Below are 19,243 nucleotides of genomic sequence, written 5' to 3'. Positions count from 1 at the left end.
AGCATAACGATATTTTTCTTTCTGCTGCAGTATCATTTGTTTTAAGAACATATAGCAGTATTTATTTTGCCCTTGTTTATCCTTAATGATACTCGCTTTACATCATCTGAAAAAACACAAGAATATGGGTGATAGAAGCTTTCAACAACGCTACCATTATAATTTACACCCAGCACATTTTTATCAAATGAAGCATTCGTGTTTGAAACAAAATTTGTAATTCCATTGTTTGAAACTGTCACTCCAATAAATGGTATATTCCCGTCTTTCATATTTGCTTTTGTCAATCTTACACCTGAGTTAATATTACAAATATCTGATAAGAAAAATTCTTTCCAATCAACCTTATCAAAATGGTTAAACATTATATATATTCGTCAAGATATTTTAGAATATTTTTTATCTGTTTTTGTTCTATATTTTTTATAAAATTTTCCATATAAGCCCAGTTTGGCTCGCCGTTTAGGTCGATTGGTAGAGCAATTTTTGTCCTATTTAGCCTGCCAAGAGTTGCACCATTTCCACCCCAATTAAACTTCTGCATCTGAATTTTTAACAAAGGTATTATAAACATTGCATTATTTTTATTTAGGTTTTCATTGCGTAAAACTTGGATATTTTGTCCGGTAAAAAATGAATTACTTTGATAAAAAACAGTTTGCGTATCTAAACCTATGGTTATAGCATTTCCTTCATCTTGTTTATATTTTTCTTTTTGTTTATTGATAATAAACAAATTTATTCCATTATCTATTTCACTTCTAGTTATATATGGAACGTTGCCGCTTTCGATGTTTAATTTATTTTTATCAATGCCACTTTTTGTAGCTGTTATATCAAAAATTCCATCATTGCCGCCCATAAAAAACTCTCTCCATTCAACATCTGTTAAAACTTCAGGACAAAGAACCAAATCGAGCAATCTGCTCTTGCAGTATTCATTTAAGTCGTTCCTTTGCTTGTTTTCTCTTTCTTTGATGTATTCCTCCATAAAATGCCAATTCGGATTCTGTTCTTCGTCAAGAGGCAACATAACTTTTACCCTTGGCAAATCTGTACTTGATAGTTGATTACCATAAGAAGAATACATTAAATTATTTTTTACTGCATTTATCAAAAACTGTGCATTATATCTATTCAACTCAAAATTTCGGGGTATTAATGCATGTACTTTCATATCAATAGAGGCTTTATATGGATGGTAAAAAACACCACCCAAAAATGAAACACTAATAAAATTTTCAAAAATCCTAAATTTTTTATCACTTGAGTGTACGAAACTATCTATACCATTATTTGTTTCTCTTACAGTTATTCTAGGTAATTTTGATTCACTAAATAGTTCCTTTTTAATGTAGCTACCAGTAGGTGTTTGCAATCCATTTGTACCAAAGTGCGTTTTAAAAATATCCTTTATAGAAAATTCGCTCCACTCCACGTCTTCTAAATGATACTTATACATAATCAGCACCATCCTCTGTAACCTTTAACACATCGTCTTCTATCTGTGCTATTTTTTCTTCAATACCAAATAAATAACCTCTTCCATGTGTTATCATATTAACTTCAAAAGTTAAATAATCTGCAATAGTCTTTTCAAAATCTTCATCACTAGGAATTTCATCATTAAAATAATAAAAGGAGTGCAACCACTCATCTGTGTCTTCTACCGTTGTTTCTACACAAAATTTTGTCGGTGCTTCGATCTCATCGTTCCATACATCAAGTAAGTGTTGCTTTTTGTCCTTCGCACTCCCGTCATCAATTAGCCCTATATGTTTACTTACAACGTAGCCGTCATTTTCGAAATTTATAAATTTAGATTTCTTGGTCTTGCTATGAGGTATGCCTGCTGTAAAAATACCGATACAAGGGTTCGTTCCTACTCCATAAAAAGTATTCTTATTAAGCGTTACAACTCCTTCGAGTGTATGATTGCTTAAAATTTTTGTCTTTAGATTCTGCTCATCCTTAGTTTTTCCTGTAAAAGTCGATTGCGGTACAATCACAGCAACTTTAGCTCCTTTTACTAAACTTTCTAATAAATGATTTACAAAGTTTATCTCATATAACTCAGGGTTTTGTTTAGAACCTTGAGAATATGGTGGATTCATCATTCCTACTGTACAGCCTTTAAGTTGTATCTTACTTGGATTTTGTGCTAAGAAATCTTGGTTTTCCAAATTGCTCTTTCCATCACCACGCAAAATCATATTTGTCGTCGCTATCGTAAACATATAATCTTGAAGTTCAATACCAAACAGTCTGTTTTTTCTAATCTCCATCTGTTCAGCTTCATCTTGTGTCTTTGACAGCATCTGATGCATGGCAGCAATAAGAAAACCAGCAGTACCACAACAAGGGTCTAAAACCTTATCTGTTGGCTGTATATCAAGTAATTCACAGAACAGATCTGTAATATGTCTTGGAGTTAAGATAATACCTAAACTCTGCCCATCTCCTCCAGAATAAGACATAAATTCACCATAAAATCTGCCGATATAATCTTCTGTAGATGAACTATATTTTATATTTGTGAAGATGCTGTTATATAAAACCTCTGTAAAATATCTAAGTGGAGTTTTTCCAAGATTGGAATTTTTTTCATTAATTTTATTGTTATCTTTTATGATATTGAATTGGTTAAGAAGCTTATCTCTTTTAACTTCAGGACTGACATTAGCTCTTTTTAAGTTATCTTCTATTGCCTTATATATCTTTGAACCATCAGTCCTTATTTGATCGCCTATCAAATCAGAAATATCAAAATTTTTATATTCTATTTCGGATAATGCAAGCAAAATTCCTGAAACAATCAATGGCTTATTCTTATCTTCTAAATTTCCGTAATTTCTTAAATCTTCATGAAGGGAGCGTGCAACTTTTAATAACTCTTCCGTCTTTAACTCATCATTAGTTTTGATTTCTAAAATTTCTCTTTCGTAATACTCATTTATGTTATCAAGGCTAAAAGATATAAACGTCTCAACATCATTAAGTTCCTTATATCCACCTCTTTCATCAATAAATAGGGGCGATATTCTGTGATTTTTTTCATTACCACTCACACCGATAGCAAGAATTTTTTTGTAGGTTGTATTTTTAGCTAAATGCTTTCCATAAAACAAAGCCCCGTTCACAGCATAATCTGTTATTGACTTAACATCTTCAGCTATCAAATCATTTTCGTTTCTATTAATATGTTTACTTATACTAGCTTTATCTTCTATAACAATCAAAAAATCTTTAATAACTCCAACATACTCTGGAAATCCTACTTTCCCCGTGCCTTTTTTTGATGCCGATTGTAAAGCTTCGTTTATTTCTTTTATATTGCTTCCTTGTGCAGAAAATTCATTATAAACCCCTATCTCTTTCAGCATATCGTAAACCCATAAATCGGTCGCTATTTCCTTTTTAGCCATTGCTTTATTTCTCCATACTTGCATAATTTTCTTTATAAAAAGTTTTCAATAATTGTTGCATTTCATCACTTTTCGTTGTGTTATTTTCATTTTATTTTTCGTGATCGAATAAAATAATTCATAGTTCTCATAACTAACTCATGTATATATCAGGTGACGGTGTTTTTCTTATTTTTGAGTAAAGAAAATCCATATCTTTATGATTATATTCATCAGGTTGAAGTTCTACTATGATTTTTTATATACTTCAAAACTTGGAGTATTTATTCCATCTTCAATATATTTCAAGTTAGAATTTGAAAAATCAATCCTTCTTGCAAGTTCTCGCTGACTAATTCTTATATTTTCTCGAATTAACTTTATTTTTTCACCAAGTTTTTCTTTCAATTCTTTTTTTCTTCTTTTTCACGTTTTTTAAATACTCTTCTTTTCTTTTTTGTTATATGCTATGTAACATAAAATATTATATCACGAATACATAAATTTTTTATCTAAAAAACAAAAGAACTGCTGATATTTTTATCAACAGCCCTCTAAATTTTATCGTGTCATTTATTCAGGTTTCTCGTTCTCTTTGTCAGTAAGAAATGTATCTCTCATATTTCTTTTGCAATATTTTCAATCTCTCCTTGCATTTTTTTAATATCATTTTTATAAATAACTCCAATCTGATTTACTCTCTTTACTATTTGGCCTATATTATTAGATACTTTCACTAACAAGTTATTCAAATCTCTAAACGGTTCTAAATCAATAATATAAATATCACCTTCCATGGCACATTTTCTTTTCAAAAATTGTTCTCTTTCTCTGTAAGTCTTATTTTTATAAGCTCATTCTTTCTCTATTTTTCATAACTCGATTCTCATTTTCTTTAATTTCTGGGGTATTATGGTTCTTTCTAACAAGTTAAATTTGATTAAAATATTGGGAGCGAAGCAATACTTTCTGCATCACCTTCCTCCTTTCAGATTTTTTGTAAAGTTCTACATCCATAGCTGAAATTGGACGAACATCAATTTAATAAACTTACATTCTTTTCAGTTCACAAATAAACTGTTTCAGTTTTATTATAAATAGTTCATTTTAATTCTGTCAATAGTGATTATAAATTTTGTCTTAATATCAGATTTTATTAAAGTAGTTTTTAAAAATATATACAGAACACTTTTGTTGTGTTAAATCATAAAATATGGTAAAGTATAAAAAATATTTTTAAAAAATAAGTGTTCTGAAATGATCTCTGGTAAGAAATTAAAACAAATTTGCTTGTTTAAAAAACTAACACAGAAAGAACTTATTATAATGTAAGATGGTCAACTGCCCTTTTATCTCATAATCCTCATTTAATGACTTTTTAATCAAATGTGATGAAATGAGAAAAACACTATAATGGCGAAATCTCTGATGAAGAATTAGACAATTATTGGGATTATCCTTTTTAAAATCTTTACCAAATTTTGCCCCAATTCGACCATTGTAATAGGCTAAAAAACCTTGTTTTAAGCTATTTCTGTGTTTTTTATACTCTTATTCCCACTCTATCGTTGCAGGCGGTTTTGAGCTAATGTCATAAACTACGCGATTTATGCCATTTACCTCATTTATGATACGTTTGCTTACATTTTCAAGTAGCTCATATGGCAGACGTGAAAAACTCGCTGTCATACCATCACTGGCATCCACAACACGGATACATACAGCATTCTCATATGTGCGATTATCACCCATCACGCCGACACTATGGACGTTTAAAAGCACACAAAACGCCTGCCAAGTCTTATCATACCAACCACTTGATTTTAGCTCATCACGCAATATAACATCAGCTTTGCGAAGTAGCTCTAGGCTAGGCGTATTTACCTCACCCATTATGCGTATAGCAAGTCCTGGTCCTGGAAATGGATGGCGAAAAACTAAATCACGACTAAGCCCAAGTTCAAGCCCCAAAGCTCTAACCTCATCTTTAAAAATTTCTCTTAGTGGCTCAATGAGTTCAAATTTCATCCACTCAGGCAGACCTCCTACATTATGATGACTCTTTATAGTCTTACTTGCACCCACGACCGAGCTTTCAATAATGTCAGTATAAAGTGTGCCTTGAGCCAAGAATTTAACATTTTTATGTTTTTTAGCCTCTTTATCAAATACCTCAATAAAAGTTTCACCGATGATTTTGCGTTTTTTCTCTGGATCGGTTACTCCTGAAAGACGGCTTAAAAATAGCTCACTTGCATCTATTACAATAAGATCAACGCCAAGCTTTGTTTTAAATGTATTTTCTACCTGCTGACGCTCATTTGTGCGAAGCAAACCATTATCCACAAAAACAACTATCAAATTTTCTTTTATACAATGTGCCAAAAGTGCGGCAACTACTGAGCTATCTACGCCACCACTAACCGCACAAAGGACTTTATCATTACCCACCTGTGCCTTTATACGTTCCATCTGCATTTTTGCAAAACTTCCCATATTCCAAGTGCTTTCACAACCGCAGATATATTTTGCGAAGTTCTTTAAAATTTGTGAGCCAAACTCGCTGTGCTGCACTTCTGGGTGAAACTGAAGTGCGTAAAATTTACGGCTATCATCGCCAAATATGCAAAACGGCGAATTTTCACTCACAGCTAATGCTTCAAAACCGTTTGGGAGCTCTTCAACCACATCAGAGTGACTCATCCAAGCCACTTGTGTCTTTGGCGTATCAGCAAATAAAATATGCTCTTTTATCACTTCAAGTCTAGCTTTGCCATATTCGCTCTTATTTGCAGCCGTTACACTCGCACCAAAGTGATGGGCCAAAAGCTGCATACCATAGCAGATCCCAAGCAATGGTAACCCAAGCTCAAACACGCCCTTATCGCAAAAATATGCATCTTTTGCATACACACTAGCTGGTCCGCCACTTAGCACGATGCCTTTTGGTTGCTTTGCTTTTATATCATCAAGCTTTGAATCAAATGGTAAAATTTCTGCATAAACCCCTTGTTCTCGCATCTTACGAGCGATGAGCTGAGTGTATTGAGAGCCAAAGTCTAAAACTATAATATCCGCTGTTTTCATTAATACCATCCTAAAATTTCAAACTGTATATACCAAACTAAAAGTGATATTATGTAACCAGCAACGACTTTCCATGCTTGAGACATATGTGCACCAAATGTATAAATACCTTTTAATTTACCCATTACGCCAACACCAGCTGCTGAACCAAAGCTTATCATCGAGCCACCGATACCAGCTGTGAGTGTAACAAGCAACCACTCATCGATACCCATACTAGGATTTGATTTTAGAACCGCTGACATAACTGGCACATTATCAACGATGGCTGAAACAAAGCCGATAGCTATATTGACGCTAGTAAATCCAAATATATCATAAAGCCTGATAAGATAGTCCAAAAATCCCAAAAAGTGTAACGCACCAACAGCTGAGAGAATGCCAAAGAAAAACATAAGCGTATCATTTTCTATCTTTGACATAAAATGAAATAAATTTATAGGCTCTTCTGTTTTGTGAGTTCTTTTAAATATATATGTATAAACTCCTAGCAAAGACATACCAAACATCATGCCAAACATCGCTGGCAAGTGAAATAACTGATGTCCTAAAACCGCACAAATGATCGTAAAAATTCCAAGATAAATGATAACCTTACCACCTTTTTTGATAAAAAATTTAGGCTCGTTTTCAGCGTCAAAATTTGGTTTACCATCTGGTACACTTAGTGATAATAGATAAGCAGTTAAGAGCCAACCAATGATAGAAGTAGGGAAAAGTGCTAAAAAGTCTATAAACGGTGATTTACCTGCAGCCCAAACCATAAGCGTAGTAATATCACCAAATGGACTCCACGCACCACCTGCATTTGCTGCGACTACTATATTTATAGCTCCTGCGACTAAAAATGGTTTATTTGTTCTATCGATCGTTAAAAGCACGGTTGAAAGGATAAGTGCAGTTGTAAGATTATCAGCGATCGGGCTAAGAAAAAATGCGATAACACCAGTCAGCCAAAATAACTTTTTGTATGAGTAGCCCTTTGAAACAAGGTTGTATTTAAGTGTGTTAAATACATCTCTATCGATGAGTGCTTCTATATAAGTCATCGCAACGGTTAAGAAAAATACTATCTGTGCTATCTCTAAAATAAGGTGATTCACTTCATTGTTTAAAGAGGTAGTTGGTATGCCATTTATCACCATATAAATACCCGTAAGCATAAACATTAATGTCCCTATAAACATCGCTGGTTTAGCTTTGTTTATATGGTATTTTTCTTCAGCTGCTATAAAATAATAGCCAACTAAAAACACTATAAAGCATAATATTCCAACCCAAGTTGTGCTTAGATCGATATGCTCTGCACTACTACTAACATCTGCACTGCCAAAAGCCAGAGCAAACATAAAAGTAAGTAAGCTTAAAATTTTCATCATATATCTCCTTGTAATTTTAAAATTTTTCTATTTTATTTAAAAAGCACTAAATTTTATATAAGATTAATTATTTAAATTCTATTTATTTTTTCAGTCTTTCTATGCTCTTTACTTGGGACATCCCCATAAAATGGGTCGTCCTTATATCCGCAACCATTTAGAAATATTGAAACAAAAATTAATACAAAAAATGATAAAATCACCTTATGAAAGACGCTAAAACCATTATAGAACATATATATGATTATCCTTTACTTAGTAAAAATTTACGCAGAGCAAACGAGTGTCATGAGCTTGTATCGCTTTTTCCAAAGGCTCATCAAAATTTAATAGCCTTTTGCTATGTGAGAGAAAACACGCTATTTTTTGCATTAAAGCACCCTTTGGGTCTGTCTGAACTAAAACGTGATAGTAGTATATTTATGATAAAAGGCTTATTAAAAACAATCATCTCATCACGCAAAGATAGCATTTTTACACATATTAAAGAGATTAAATTTTTCGTTACAAAGTTGCTTAAATTTAAAGAACAAGAGCATTATCGCACAATATATCGCCCAAAAAGTAAGGGTGAGTTTATAAATTTATGCAAAGATAGCGAGTTTTATACCAAATTTGAAGAGCTTCGTGAGATATTAAAACGTAGAAACGAGCGATTTGATGCTATTAGATGAGATAAAGACTCTACCAAGCGAGAGTGGTGTATATCAGTATTTTGATAACTCAAATAAGCTACTTTATGTCGGTAAGGCAAAGGTGCTAAAAAATAGAGTAAAAAGCTATTTTAAATTTACCCCGCACTTTGCACCATCAGACAAAATAAGCCCACGAATAGCTAAGATGATAAGCGAGACAACTCACCTTGAATATATCGTAACACCAAGCGAAGCCGATGCTTTGATACTTGAAAATTCGTTAATAAAACAGCTCAAGCCAAAATATAATATCTTACTAAGGGATGATAAGACCTATCCATATATATTTATAAATTTAAATGATGATTATCCGCGTTTTGAGATCACTCGCAAGATAGTTAAAGGCTCAAATATCCGCTATTATGGGCCATATTTTAGTGGAGCGAGCGAGCTACTTGAAGCGATTTATATAAATTTTAACTTAGTTCAAAAAAAATCTTGTATAAAAGGTAAAAAAGCCTGTTTGTTTCACCAAATGGGGCGTTGCGATGCACCTTGTGAAGGCAAAATTTCAAAAGAGAACTACGCTAAAATAGTAAATGCTGCCACAAACGCTCTGCAAAATCCAAATTTATTGCTCGATCGGCTCACAAATTTAATGCTAAGCTATGCAAAGGCTGAAAACTACGAACAAGCTGCTACTATGCGAGATAAGATAGAGAAGCTTAAAAATATGCAGACAAAAATAGAAGTTGATCTAGCAAGATTAGAAGACTTTGAGGCTTATGCGGTCGTGAGTGAGTCAAATATGCTCTGTGCAGTTCGTTTTAGCATACAAAATGGTAAGATAAATGGGGTAAAGACTAATATCGTAGGTGTAAAAGATAGCGATAAAAGTGAGATAGACGAGGCATACAAGCACATTATATTGGAGAGTTTTTTAGCCGATCAACCTATCGTTACTACAAAAATTTATACTTACGCAGACTTTGAAGACGCCGAGCTTTTAGAGCAGATTTTAAATGAACGACATGAGAGAAAATTTAGTATATCAACGCCAAAAATAGGTGAAAAACGTAAAATTTGTGAGATTGCTGCAAAAAATGCAAGTGTGAGTATAAAGAAATATCTAAGCACTCACGATAATGCCTTTTTAGAACAAATCCGTGAGTATTTTGGACTTTCAAACACACCTTATATCATTGAAGCTTTTGATAATTCACATCTATTTGGCGAGGCTAGTGTTGGAGCTATGGTGCGTTACGCACATGGCGAGTGGGACAAGCAAGGCTACCGACATTTGCACTTACAGAGTAAAAATGACTATGAACAAATGCGTGAGAATCTAACTGCAAGAGCTTTGCGGTTTGATAAACTAGCACCGCCTGATCTATGGGTTATAGATGGCGGAGAAGCATTGCTAAACTTAGCAAAAGAAATTTTAGCAAGTAGCGGTGCAAACGTGGATATTATAGCTATCTCAAAGGAAAAAATAGACGCTAAAGCTCACCGAGCAAAGGGTGCTGCAAAAGATAAAATTTATACTCAAAACGGTAAATTTAGCCTAAATACTGATGATAAAAAGCTACAATTTTTACAAAAACTGCGTGATGAGAGCCATAGATTTGTTATCACGTTTCACAGAAAGACACGGCAAAAAGATGATTTGCAAAGCTCGAAACTCACAAATGTTGGGATAAGTTCAGGAAGTATCGCAAAATTAATAAGTTTTTATGGAAGTTTTGATAAAATCTATCAAGCAAATTTAGATGAGATTGCAAAGCTAACAAATAAAAGCGTAGCAGAAAAACTAGCAAATTTAAAGGATAAAAGTGATTGTTTATGATAACAATTGCAAGATCGTTGGTATGAGTGATAAAGTTCTTGAAATTTTAGAGTTTCAAAACGTTGATGAGTTTTTAAATACCCATAACGATATAGACGAGATGCAAGAAAATTTTATTAAAAATAGCAATGCTCTGCCACTCGTGCGTGATATACTTAACTGTGCCGGAAAGAGCAGGATATTAAACCTAAATACAAAAAATGGCAACTCTTTGAGTGTTTTAGCAAAAGCTGAAACTATAAATTTACCACAGAAAAAAGAGGCGTTTAAGCTTGAAATTTTAGTGCAAAACAGCCCAATAGATAGAAATTTTTTAAATTTACGCCTACCACTATTACAAAATTTAAATAACCAAAGCTCACAAGAGATGAGAGTATCAAGCCTTAATGATCAATGGTTTAAACAAACGTGTAAGTTTTTAAATTTAAGCCAAGATGACTTCTTATCGTATCTAACGCTACTTGTAAAAAACATCAATCAAAATATGCCATCTCTTCAAAACGCCGTTATAGCACAAGATGAACTAAAAATAACAAATATCATTAATCTATTAAAAGAGCCAACGATAAATTTACGCGTAACACCACTTGTTAAAATTTATGAAGCTATACAAAAGACGCAAAGTACTGAAATAGGTGGCTACATCATAAGTATCAGCGAATGTTTAGATAGCTTGGGTAAGCTAATAGATAAAAATCAAAGAAAAGCATAAAGATGAAATGGATAAATGACTATAAACTTTTAGTATCAATTGTAGCAGCTATAATCCTATGCAGCCTAATAACCTACGACTTACTAGACGAGGCTATAAATTTAAGACAACTAAATAATGCAATAGACAAACAGCTCAAACTCAAAGATGTAATGAAAGCCCTATCTAGTGAGCGTGAAGCATCTTTAGAATACATCAAAGATAGCTCCGAGCAAAATACATTAAATTTAAAAATAAAGCAAGAGCTAACCGATAAAGCCATATCAAATATGTTATCAAATTTAGAATATACCTCAACTAGTACAAATGAGCTTATCTCAAGCATAAACTATGTAAGGAAAAATATCTTAGAAGAACAGCTTAAATTTTTATCAATATTTTTCAGTTTGTATGATCGTATAAATAACTCCATAGTAGAAAACTATGTCTACTATAAAGGAAGAAAAATAGACAATCAAACAAAGCTATACCTGTCTGTTTTATTAAATCTTTATGATATGCTTGATAAGACTAACTCTGCACGAAGCTATCTTGTGTCTGTATTGCAAAATGACGCTAAACTAAACAAAGATAGCATAAGAAGAAAGCTATTATTATTAAATTTTAGCCCATTTAGAACATTTTTGTTGCCAAATATTGAGTTAAGAAGGCAGATAAACGAGACTATAAATTTGCCAAAAAATTTAGAGATTTTTAGAAATATCGATATCTTGCGATCCAAATTTATAGCACTTGAAAGCTATGAGATAACAAAAGATGATATAACAAAGCTTGATATGCTTGAACGTGAAAAATTTCTCTTACTTCTTGACATCTCAAACACTATAGAAAACAAACTCGTAAAAGAGACAACATACACATACTCAAAAGTTCATTCTGAATTTATAATAGCTTTTATCATCGCATTAGCCCTTATCTTGGCTATATTTAAACTAAAAGAGAAACTACTAATCCTAGATAATATCAAAAAAAGTATAATCCGTATAAAAGATATACCCGAAACTAAAATCCAAATAGATCCGAGTAAAACTCTAGAAAATTTTATCATCTCATACGAAAATTTAAATGATGAGTTTAAAAAAGCAGATCTGTTTAATAAAATAAAATCAGAATATCTGATGAATCTAAGCAAATCTCAAGAGAAAAAATATAAAAACAATATACAAAGCCTTGAATTTTTACGCAAAACGTGTATATCATCAGAGCAAATGAGAGCGATAAATATTATCGAAGAAAATAGCAATATCTCATACTTAGTATTTGAAAATATAAAAAATATTTTAAATATAGAAAATACAGATTTAAGCTTAAATATAACAAATTTCAATCCACAAACACTCTTTGCTAGTGTGCTTGAATCAAAAATGAATGAAGTAACACAAAAGCAGATAAATTACATCACATTCATCGATCCTAAGTTAAATACTTGGCTTGAAGGAGATGAGTCTAAGATAATGACGATAGTCTCAAATTTACTATCTATTGCCATCAGCGAATGCAATCCATACTCAAATGTCATAGTCACGATAAAAACCTTAGCCAACCAGCTTTCAAACGACATCGTCAATCTCAACATAAGCGTTACAAGCGAAACAAATCCAATAAATAAAGAAAATATGAACGAGAGTATGACATTTTGGCTTAAAAGCATAAATATGTTCCTAAAGATGATGGACTCCAAACTCTCTATAAACAACATACAAAACACGAGAAATAAATTTAACTTTATCTTAAAACTAAAAAGTAAAAATCGTTTAGAGATATTTAACCACGATAAAGATCTAAAAATAGGCCTTATCAACGATCATAACTCCGAATACAATAAATTTTTCGCTCAAATTTTAGATGATTTTGAGATAGATTACGAGATGATACCAAATGTAAAAACTGCTACAAATCTCGATAAATACGATATTATATTTATAAGAGAGAGTAAAAACATCCCAAGCGATATAAAAAATTTAGTAACGATAAAAGATCCGCTAACTCCTATAAATGTATCTCAAAATTTACTCAAAAAATTTGTCGTAAAATCACTACAAAAATTTACTCTAACAAGACCACAAATCCTCGTATACGAGCCAAATTCAGTTGTACTTAAAATGATAGAATATTCGTTTAAGCCCTACAATGTAGATCTAACACTTAAAAACAACTACGATGAGTTTATAAACTCTGGTAAACACTCATTTTTTGACCTTATTTTTATAGATACACAAAATTTTAGTGGCGGTATTTCAGAATTTGTCACAAGATACAATAACGTAAAAGCAATAAACCAAAATAGCACTGCACCTATAATAGGAATGACTTCAAACACTAGTGAGCTATCAAAAGATGAGATAATTTCAAATTTTGATGGATATATCAAAAAGCCATTTAATGCAACGATCTTGCGTGAGATACTGCAAAAATTTATACCTAATATTTATAATTTTATCAAAAAAGAGGCTATGTTTAATAAAAATAATAAAATTTTATTATGTAAGAAAAATAGCGTAGAAAATAAAATTTTTGCTGCTGCTTTAAGTGATTTTAAAGAAAATTTAACTACAGCAAACGATCTATTTGATCTAATCAACAAGATAGAAAATACACCTTTTGGTATAATACTCATCGATGCCAACACACTTGGATTTGATGCACAAAGCTTGATAGATGCGGTGGAAAATTTAAGAAAAAATTTCGACGTTGATACACAAATTTTCGTATTTAACGACAAACCTATAAAAGAGCTAAGTACTAAGCCATATATAAAGATACTATCAACGCATATTAGCAAAGTCCAACTCGCAGAGGTGATAAAACGTGAGCTAAATGGGGGGGGGGTATGAGCTATAAAAAATAAAAATTTTAAATAAAAATCAGCTCTTAATTAACACATATCTGCTAATTATCCTGCATTTGCTTTTAATAAATTTTATAAGTCATAAGTCACTTAAACCAGCTTTTTATCTTATCAAATACACTTTCATCCTCGCCTACACTTTTGCCACTTTTAATCTCAAAACTATCTTGAAGCTTTTTTATAAGTTCTGTTTGCTCATCTGTGAGTTTTTGTGGTGTTTGTATAGAGATCTGTGCGATAAGCCGTCCTATACGCTTTGAATTTATCTGTTTAACACCTTCACCATCAAATATAAACTGCTGTTTATCTTTTGCTCCTATCGGAAGTTTTAGCTCTGTTTTGCCACGAAGCGTTGGTATCTCGATACTCTCGCCAAGTATAGCCTGAGTGAAAAACACCGGAACCTCTATATAAATATCACTATTGTGTCTTATAAAATACTCATCTTCTTTTACATTTACACTCACATAAAGATCGCCCATATCACCTTTTGGACTAATGTTGCCTTTACCAGCTACACGCATACGCATACCATTATCTATACCCTCTGGCAGACTTATCTTTATACTTTGATCAACCTCTTTAAATCCATCTCCACCACATTCGCCACACTTTTCGCTTATGCTTTCTCCAGTACCGTTACAATACGGGCACTCTTGTATAACACTCATAAAGCCACTACTACGTGAAATTTTACCTGTTCCGTTACAATATTTGCAAGTATGAGTTTTACCGTCTTTGCTACCTGTACCATGGCAATTTTCGCATGGAGTTTTTTGTTTGTATTTTATCTCTTTTTCGCAGCCAAAGATAGCCTCATTAAACTCAATCGTTATAGCTACTTCAAGATCTATAGGATACTTATCTGCACGACGTCGTCTATTGCTTCTGCCACCAAAATCGCTAAAAAATGAACTAAACATATCAGATATGTCAAAATCACTACTAAATCCACCAAATCCAGACGATCCGTTCAGTCCTTCCTTACCATATCTGTCATATATAGAGCGTTTATTATCATCACTTAGCACCTGATAAGCCTCATTAACAAGTTTAAATTTATTCTCAGCTTCTTTATCTCCAGCATTTCTATCAGGATGGTATTTTAATGCTAATTTTCTAAAAGCCTTTTTAATCTCATCACCACTAGCATCCCTTGAAATTTCTAACACTTCATAATAATCAACTTCCATTACTTTTCCCATTTTTATTATTTTAAATTTGTGATTTTACCCTATATTTTATAAATTTTAGAGAAAAATTTAATTTTTTCGCGTATAATAGAGAAAATTAAACAAAAAGGATGAAAATGATTAATGTTTTAATGATTGAAGATGATACAGAATTCGCACAAATTTTATCTGAATACTTAAGCGATTTTAATATAAAAGTTACAAACTTTGAAGATCCATATCTTGGACTAAGTGCAGGTGTAAAAAATTACGACCTACTTATTTTAGATCTTACTTTGCCGGGCATTGATGGTCTTGAAGTTTGCAAAGAAATTCGTCAAAAATACGACATACCTATCATTATAAGCTCGGCACGTTCAGACATTAGTGATAAGGTCGTGGGGCTTCAACTTGGTGCAGATGATTACTTGCCAAAACCTTACGATCCAAAAGAGATGTATGCACGTATTACAAGTCTTATCCGCAGATACAAAAAGACAAACGAAGCGACTGAAGAGATCGTAGATAGTGCATTTAGAATAGACGATAAGCGTCACGAAATTTATTTTAACAATGAAGCACTAACGCTGACGCCAGCTGAATATGAAATTTTGACATATCTTATAAAGCAACATAGCTTTTCAGTCTCACGCGAACAGCTAGTTTATAACTGCAAAAGCCTAAAAGACAAAGATTCAAAAAGCCTTGATGTTATCATCGGGCGACTTCGCACAAAGATCGGTGATAACTCAAAATCACCAAAACATATATTTTCAGTACGTGGCATCGGATATAAACTACTAGGATGAGATACTCGATCACCACAAAGATAACTATCATATTTTCAATAGCGTTCTCTCTTGTTTGTCTGCTATTTTTAACGTTTGCAGGCATTCAAAGAGATAACGCTCTTGAACGACTTCGCGATAAGCAAATTAGTGCTATAAACTACCTTCTAACACTCTATGAAAGAGCAAATCCTCCGCGTGATTTAGGCGATTATTTTAAAAATTTTAATCTTGAATATGTTGGCAATAAAAACTTAGCAACATCAGTTGTAAATGAGGGTAATTCAGTATTTGCTCATAGCACACCACTTGGGCTTGTACAATCGCTAAAATACAAAGATGATCTTTATCTGCTTATTAAAAATCCATCTTTCCAGCTTTTGTTAGAAAGCAACGAAGCAAGACATATAAATGATCCGATCTGGATAGCATTTTTTATCGTTTCGGCACTACTTATCTCTCTTTATGTCTCTGTACTTAGGAATTTATTTCCACTGCGAAAACTAAGCAAGGATATAAAACGTTTTGCATCTGGAAATATGGACGTAGCGATATGCAACATTACAAACATAAAAGCACAAGATGAGATAGGGCAAGTCGCAGCAGAATTTGATAATGCTGTTTGTCAAATACGCGATCTAATCCGCTCACGTCAGCTATTTTTACGAGCGATAATGCACGAGCTAAAAACCCCTATCGGCAAGGGTCGCATAGTCTCTGAGATGATACAAAATGAGACACAAAAAACACGCCTCATAAATGTATTTGAACGACTTGAAATGCTTATAAATGAATTTAGCAAAGTCGAGCAACTTCTCTCAAAAAGCTATGCGTTAAACTACGAAGAGTATCATTTTTCACTTATTTTAGAGCAAGTGCAAGATATGCTAATGCTTGATAAATTTGAAGAGCGAGTGAGCGTAGATATCAAAGATGATGTGATATTGCGAGTGGATTTTCAGCTTTTTAGTTTGGCAATTAAAAATTTAATAGATAATGCTTTAAAATATTCAGATGATAAAAAAGCTGAGCTTATCTGCGATAATAACGCAATAATTATAAAAAATTTAGGCAAAGAGTTATCTCATCCGATTAGCTATTATAAACAGGCATTTGTTAGAGGTGACAAAAATAGCAGTAGTGGTATGGGACTTGGGCTTTACATTATAGAGCAAATTTGTGCTATGCAAAAATTTGAGCTTAAATACTCATATGAAAATGGATACCACTGTTTTAAAATAGTTATGCCAAAAAATACTATAGTAACAAAATAACCAAAAGATGAAGAAAAATTTAGAGAAATTTAACGAATTAGTTGATGCATTTAGTAAACTTCCAGGTGTAGGAAAAAAATCAGCTGCACGTTTTGCATATTTTGTGAGTTTGCAAGATACATTTAGCGGTCTTAAACTAGCTCAGTGCATAGAAGATGCAGTGCGATGTCTAAAACGATGCGAAAGATGTGGTGGACTAAGTGAAAATGAAATTTGCGACATCTGTGCGGATACGAGTCGCGATACAAGCAAGATAATAATTGTAGAAACTCCAAAAGATATTTTAGTGTTTGAGCAAAATGGAATTTATAATGGAATTTACTTTGTGCTTGATGACATAGATGATCGTGCGATAGCTAGACTTAAAAATTTAATAGAATTAAATAGTGCAAACGAGATAATATTTGCTTTCACGCCAGGGCTAAACTCAGATGCTCTTATGCTCTATGTAGAAGACAAGCTCACTCTTAGTGGGCTTAAATTTAGCAAGATCGCACAAGGTGTTCCAACCGGCGTAAGCCTAGAAAATGTAGATATGCTATCGCTTTTAAAAGCTTACGAGAGTAGAACAAAGGCATAGGCGAATTTATTCGCCTACATACTTTAAATTTTATAAATATATTAAACTAAATTTACAGACCTTGCCGCTTCAAGGTAGTAATCAAGTTGATCTTTTCTGATTATCCTTATAAGGTTTGTGCTACCCTCAACACCTGTTGGATAACCAGCTGTTATAAGATATGTCTTATCGTGCGTTACATAGCCATTATCAAAAGCCTCTTTTATAACATTTGCCATTAGGATATTGAGCTTGCTTTTCTCAACCACAAGTGCCGGAGTAACACCCCAAGCAAGTGTGAGCGAGTGGGCTGTCTGCTCATCGTGTGCGATAGCAATAATGTTTATAGCCGTACGGTTACGAGCTAATTTAATCGCTGACTTACCTGAGCCTGTTATAGAAAGTATGCCATCAGCCTTTATGCGTACTGCAAGAGATGCTGCACTTGAAGCGACCATATCGGTCTCATCTAAAAACTCAAATTCATCAAATTTATTATAAGGATATATCTGTTGAGTTTGTATGATTGTTTGACTCATAGCCTCAACAACTGCAGCAGGATTTTTGCCTATTGCACTCTCTTCGCTTAGCATAACGGCGTCAGTACCATCTAGCACAGCATTTGCAACATCACTTATCTCAGCTCTTGTAGCTGTCTCATGCTCTGCCATGCTTAACATCATCTGCGTTGCGGTTATTACTGGTTTGCTAGCTGCATTTGCTTTTTTGATGATGAGCTTTTGGATAGTTGGCACTTTGTAAAATGGCACCTCTATACCAAGATCGCCACGTGCAACCATCACACCATCGCTTACTGCAATAATCTCATCAATATTTTCAACTGCATCAAATTTCTCTATCTTTGATATCACGTTCGCACGTGAGCCAAGCTCTTTTAAGATTGATTTCGCCTTTAGCACGTCTTGTGCATTTTGCACAAAGCTAATAGCTACGAAATTTACTCCATTTTTAGCACCAAACTCCATATCTACTCTATCTTTTTGCGTAATGACATCTATGCCAATACGTGTATTTGGGAAATTTACGCCCTTGTTTGAGTTTAGCACTCCATTATTTTCTATATACGTTTGCACCACACTCTTGCCACTTTGTATGACCTTAGCACGTATGGAGCCATCATATAAATAGACATATTCGCCACTTTTTAGCATGGGTAGGATTTGTGGCTGATTTAGGCTCACTTTATAGTGCTTTTCGCCTACTTTTTCGCCAATTATCTCATCAGCACAAATGTCAAGCCTATCGCCAGCGTTTAGCTCAAACGGACTTTGTAGCTTTCCTATACGAATTTTTGGGCCACATATATCTTGAAGTATGCCGATACGAACACCAAGCCTAGCCTCAACGTTGCGGATTTTATCTATATTTGACTTGTGATATTCATGTGTTCCGTGGCTGAAATTTAAGCGAAATACATTAACTCCAGCTCTAACCATCTGCTCTATCGTGTTTTCATTATCGCTTGCTGGCCCAAGAGTAGCCACTATCTTTGTCTTTTTTTGCATACTTATCCTTTTA

Annotated in this window: 16 protein-coding genes; 7 read left to right on the top strand and 9 right to left on the bottom strand. The window is 33.2% G+C overall.

Annotation, left to right across the window (positions count from 1 at the left end):
- Positions 1 to 41: 41 nt before the first annotated feature.
- From KDE13_RS04295 to nhaD, 7 genes are all read right to left on the bottom strand, one after another.
- The gene (locus KDE13_RS04295) at positions 42 to 365 is read right to left on the bottom strand and encodes a restriction endonuclease subunit S (RefSeq protein ID WP_212142937.1); all 324 of its coding nucleotides are present in this window, start codon (positions 363 to 365) and stop codon (positions 42 to 44) included.
- Positions 365 to 1,474: a restriction endonuclease subunit S gene (locus KDE13_RS04290; protein WP_212142936.1), complete on the bottom strand. Its 1,110-nt coding sequence runs from the start codon at positions 1,472 to 1,474 to the stop codon at positions 365 to 367. Before KDE13_RS04290 ends, KDE13_RS04295 begins: the two co-directional genes overlap by 1 nt.
- A complete protein-coding gene (locus KDE13_RS04285; RefSeq protein ID WP_229204361.1) occupies positions 1,455 to 3,449 on the bottom strand; it encodes an HsdM family class I SAM-dependent methyltransferase in 1,995 nt (664 codons plus the stop codon). The genes KDE13_RS04290 and KDE13_RS04285 overlap by 20 nt, the downstream gene beginning before the upstream one ends.
- Before the next feature lie 204 nt (positions 3,450 to 3,653).
- Positions 3,654 to 3,812, bottom strand: coding sequence for a helix-turn-helix domain-containing protein (locus KDE13_RS04280; RefSeq protein WP_212142935.1), 159 nt, complete (start codon positions 3,810 to 3,812; stop codon positions 3,654 to 3,656).
- A gap of 209 nt (positions 3,813 to 4,021) precedes the next feature.
- On the bottom strand, positions 4,022 to 4,219 hold the full coding sequence (locus KDE13_RS04275) for a hypothetical protein (protein WP_212142934.1): 198 nt from the start codon (positions 4,217 to 4,219) through the stop codon (positions 4,022 to 4,024).
- Positions 4,220 to 4,955: 736 nt separating this feature from the next.
- Positions 4,956 to 6,491 (bottom strand): glutamine-hydrolyzing GMP synthase, encoded by a 1,536-nt coding sequence (gene guaA, locus KDE13_RS04270; protein WP_212141371.1) that lies wholly within the window; start codon positions 6,489 to 6,491, stop codon positions 4,956 to 4,958.
- Complete coding sequence (nhaD, locus tag KDE13_RS04265) at positions 6,491 to 7,867, bottom strand: sodium:proton antiporter NhaD (protein WP_212140978.1); 1,377 nt, start codon at positions 7,865 to 7,867, stop codon at positions 6,491 to 6,493. Before nhaD ends, guaA begins: the two co-directional genes overlap by 1 nt.
- A 209-nt stretch (positions 7,868 to 8,076) precedes the next feature.
- On the opposite strand from nhaD, the gene KDE13_RS04260 reads away from it, so the two are divergent.
- The 4 genes from KDE13_RS04260 to KDE13_RS04245 are packed head-to-tail and all read left to right on the top strand — an operon-like array spanning position 8,077 to position 13,897.
- A complete protein-coding gene (locus KDE13_RS04260) occupies positions 8,077 to 8,544 on the top strand; it encodes a hypothetical protein (protein ID WP_212140756.1) in 468 nt (155 codons plus the stop codon).
- Positions 8,531 to 10,351 carry an excinuclease ABC subunit UvrC gene (gene uvrC, locus KDE13_RS04255; RefSeq protein ID WP_212143051.1) on the top strand — a complete coding sequence of 607 codons (1,821 nt, stop codon included), beginning with the start codon at positions 8,531 to 8,533 and terminating at the stop codon, positions 10,349 to 10,351. The genes KDE13_RS04260 and uvrC overlap by 14 nt, the downstream gene beginning before the upstream one ends.
- The gene (locus KDE13_RS04250; RefSeq protein WP_212142933.1) at positions 10,338 to 11,063 is read left to right on the top strand and encodes a hypothetical protein; all 726 of its coding nucleotides are present in this window, start codon (positions 10,338 to 10,340) and stop codon (positions 11,061 to 11,063) included. The genes uvrC and KDE13_RS04250 overlap by 14 nt, the downstream gene beginning before the upstream one ends.
- 2 nt (positions 11,064 to 11,065) lie before the next feature.
- Positions 11,066 to 13,897, top strand: a complete 2,832-nt coding sequence (locus tag KDE13_RS04245; protein ID WP_212142932.1) for an ATP-binding response regulator — start codon at positions 11,066 to 11,068, stop codon at positions 13,895 to 13,897.
- Positions 13,898 to 13,997: 100 nt separating this feature from the next.
- Here KDE13_RS04245 and dnaJ read toward each other — a convergent pair whose 3' ends face one another.
- Complete coding sequence (dnaJ, locus tag KDE13_RS04240) at positions 13,998 to 15,104, bottom strand: molecular chaperone DnaJ (RefSeq protein ID WP_212142931.1); 1,107 nt, start codon at positions 15,102 to 15,104, stop codon at positions 13,998 to 14,000.
- A gap of 116 nt (positions 15,105 to 15,220) precedes the next feature.
- On the opposite strand from dnaJ, the gene KDE13_RS04235 reads away from it, so the two are divergent.
- From KDE13_RS04235 to recR, 3 genes are read left to right on the top strand one after another with little or no spacing between them, the layout of a single operon-like run.
- Complete coding sequence (locus tag KDE13_RS04235; RefSeq protein ID WP_212140752.1) at positions 15,221 to 15,892, top strand: response regulator transcription factor; 672 nt, start codon at positions 15,221 to 15,223, stop codon at positions 15,890 to 15,892.
- Complete coding sequence (locus KDE13_RS04230; RefSeq protein WP_212140751.1) at positions 15,889 to 17,145, top strand: ArsS family sensor histidine kinase; 1,257 nt, start codon at positions 15,889 to 15,891, stop codon at positions 17,143 to 17,145. The genes KDE13_RS04235 and KDE13_RS04230 overlap by 4 nt, the downstream gene beginning before the upstream one ends.
- 7 nt (positions 17,146 to 17,152) lie before the next feature.
- A complete protein-coding gene (gene recR, locus KDE13_RS04225) occupies positions 17,153 to 17,725 on the top strand; it encodes a recombination mediator RecR (protein ID WP_212142930.1) in 573 nt (190 codons plus the stop codon).
- Between the two features lie 41 nt (positions 17,726 to 17,766).
- Here the strand turns inward: recR and pyk are convergent, their stop codons facing one another.
- On the bottom strand, positions 17,767 to 19,230 hold the full coding sequence (pyk, locus tag KDE13_RS04220) for a pyruvate kinase (protein WP_212140749.1): 1,464 nt from the start codon (positions 19,228 to 19,230) through the stop codon (positions 17,767 to 17,769).
- Positions 19,231 to 19,243: the final 13 nt, after the last annotated feature.

The organism is Campylobacter anatolicus (genome assembly GCF_018145655.1).
Lineage (GTDB): Bacteria > Campylobacterota > Campylobacteria > Campylobacterales > Campylobacteraceae > Campylobacter_A > Campylobacter_A anatolicus.
The sequence above is the reverse complement of the archived record's forward strand: the minus strand, read 5'-3'. Positions and strand labels throughout refer to the sequence as shown.

Coding starts and splice junctions, on each gene's coding strand:
- nhaD (WP_212140978.1), bottom strand. CDS start 7,867: ATGAAAATTTTAAGCTTACTTACTTTTATGTTTGCTCTGGCTTTTGGC.
- KDE13_RS04235 (WP_212140752.1), top strand. CDS start 15,221: ATGATTAATGTTTTAATGATTGAAGATGATACAGAATTCGCACAAATT.
- KDE13_RS04290 (WP_212142936.1), bottom strand. CDS start 1,474: ATGGTGCTGATTATGTATAAGTATCATTTAGAAGACGTGGAGTGGAGC.
- KDE13_RS04295 (WP_212142937.1), bottom strand. CDS start 365: ATGTTTAACCATTTTGATAAGGTTGATTGGAAAGAATTTTTCTTATCA.
- guaA (WP_212141371.1), bottom strand. CDS start 6,491: ATGAAAACAGCGGATATTATAGTTTTAGACTTTGGCTCTCAATACACT.
- KDE13_RS04285 (WP_229204361.1), bottom strand. CDS start 3,449: ATGCAAGTATGGAGAAATAAAGCAATGGCTAAAAAGGAAATAGCGACC.
- recR (WP_212142930.1), top strand. CDS start 17,153: ATGAAGAAAAATTTAGAGAAATTTAACGAATTAGTTGATGCATTTAGT.
- dnaJ (WP_212142931.1), bottom strand. CDS start 15,104: ATGGAAGTTGATTATTATGAAGTGTTAGAAATTTCAAGGGATGCTAGT.
- uvrC (WP_212143051.1), top strand. CDS start 8,531: ATGCTATTAGATGAGATAAAGACTCTACCAAGCGAGAGTGGTGTATAT.
- KDE13_RS04245 (WP_212142932.1), top strand. CDS start 11,066: ATGAAATGGATAAATGACTATAAACTTTTAGTATCAATTGTAGCAGCT.
- pyk (WP_212140749.1), bottom strand. CDS start 19,230: ATGCAAAAAAAGACAAAGATAGTGGCTACTCTTGGGCCAGCAAGCGAT.
- KDE13_RS04260 (WP_212140756.1), top strand. CDS start 8,077: ATGAAAGACGCTAAAACCATTATAGAACATATATATGATTATCCTTTA.
- KDE13_RS04230 (WP_212140751.1), top strand. CDS start 15,889: ATGAGATACTCGATCACCACAAAGATAACTATCATATTTTCAATAGCG.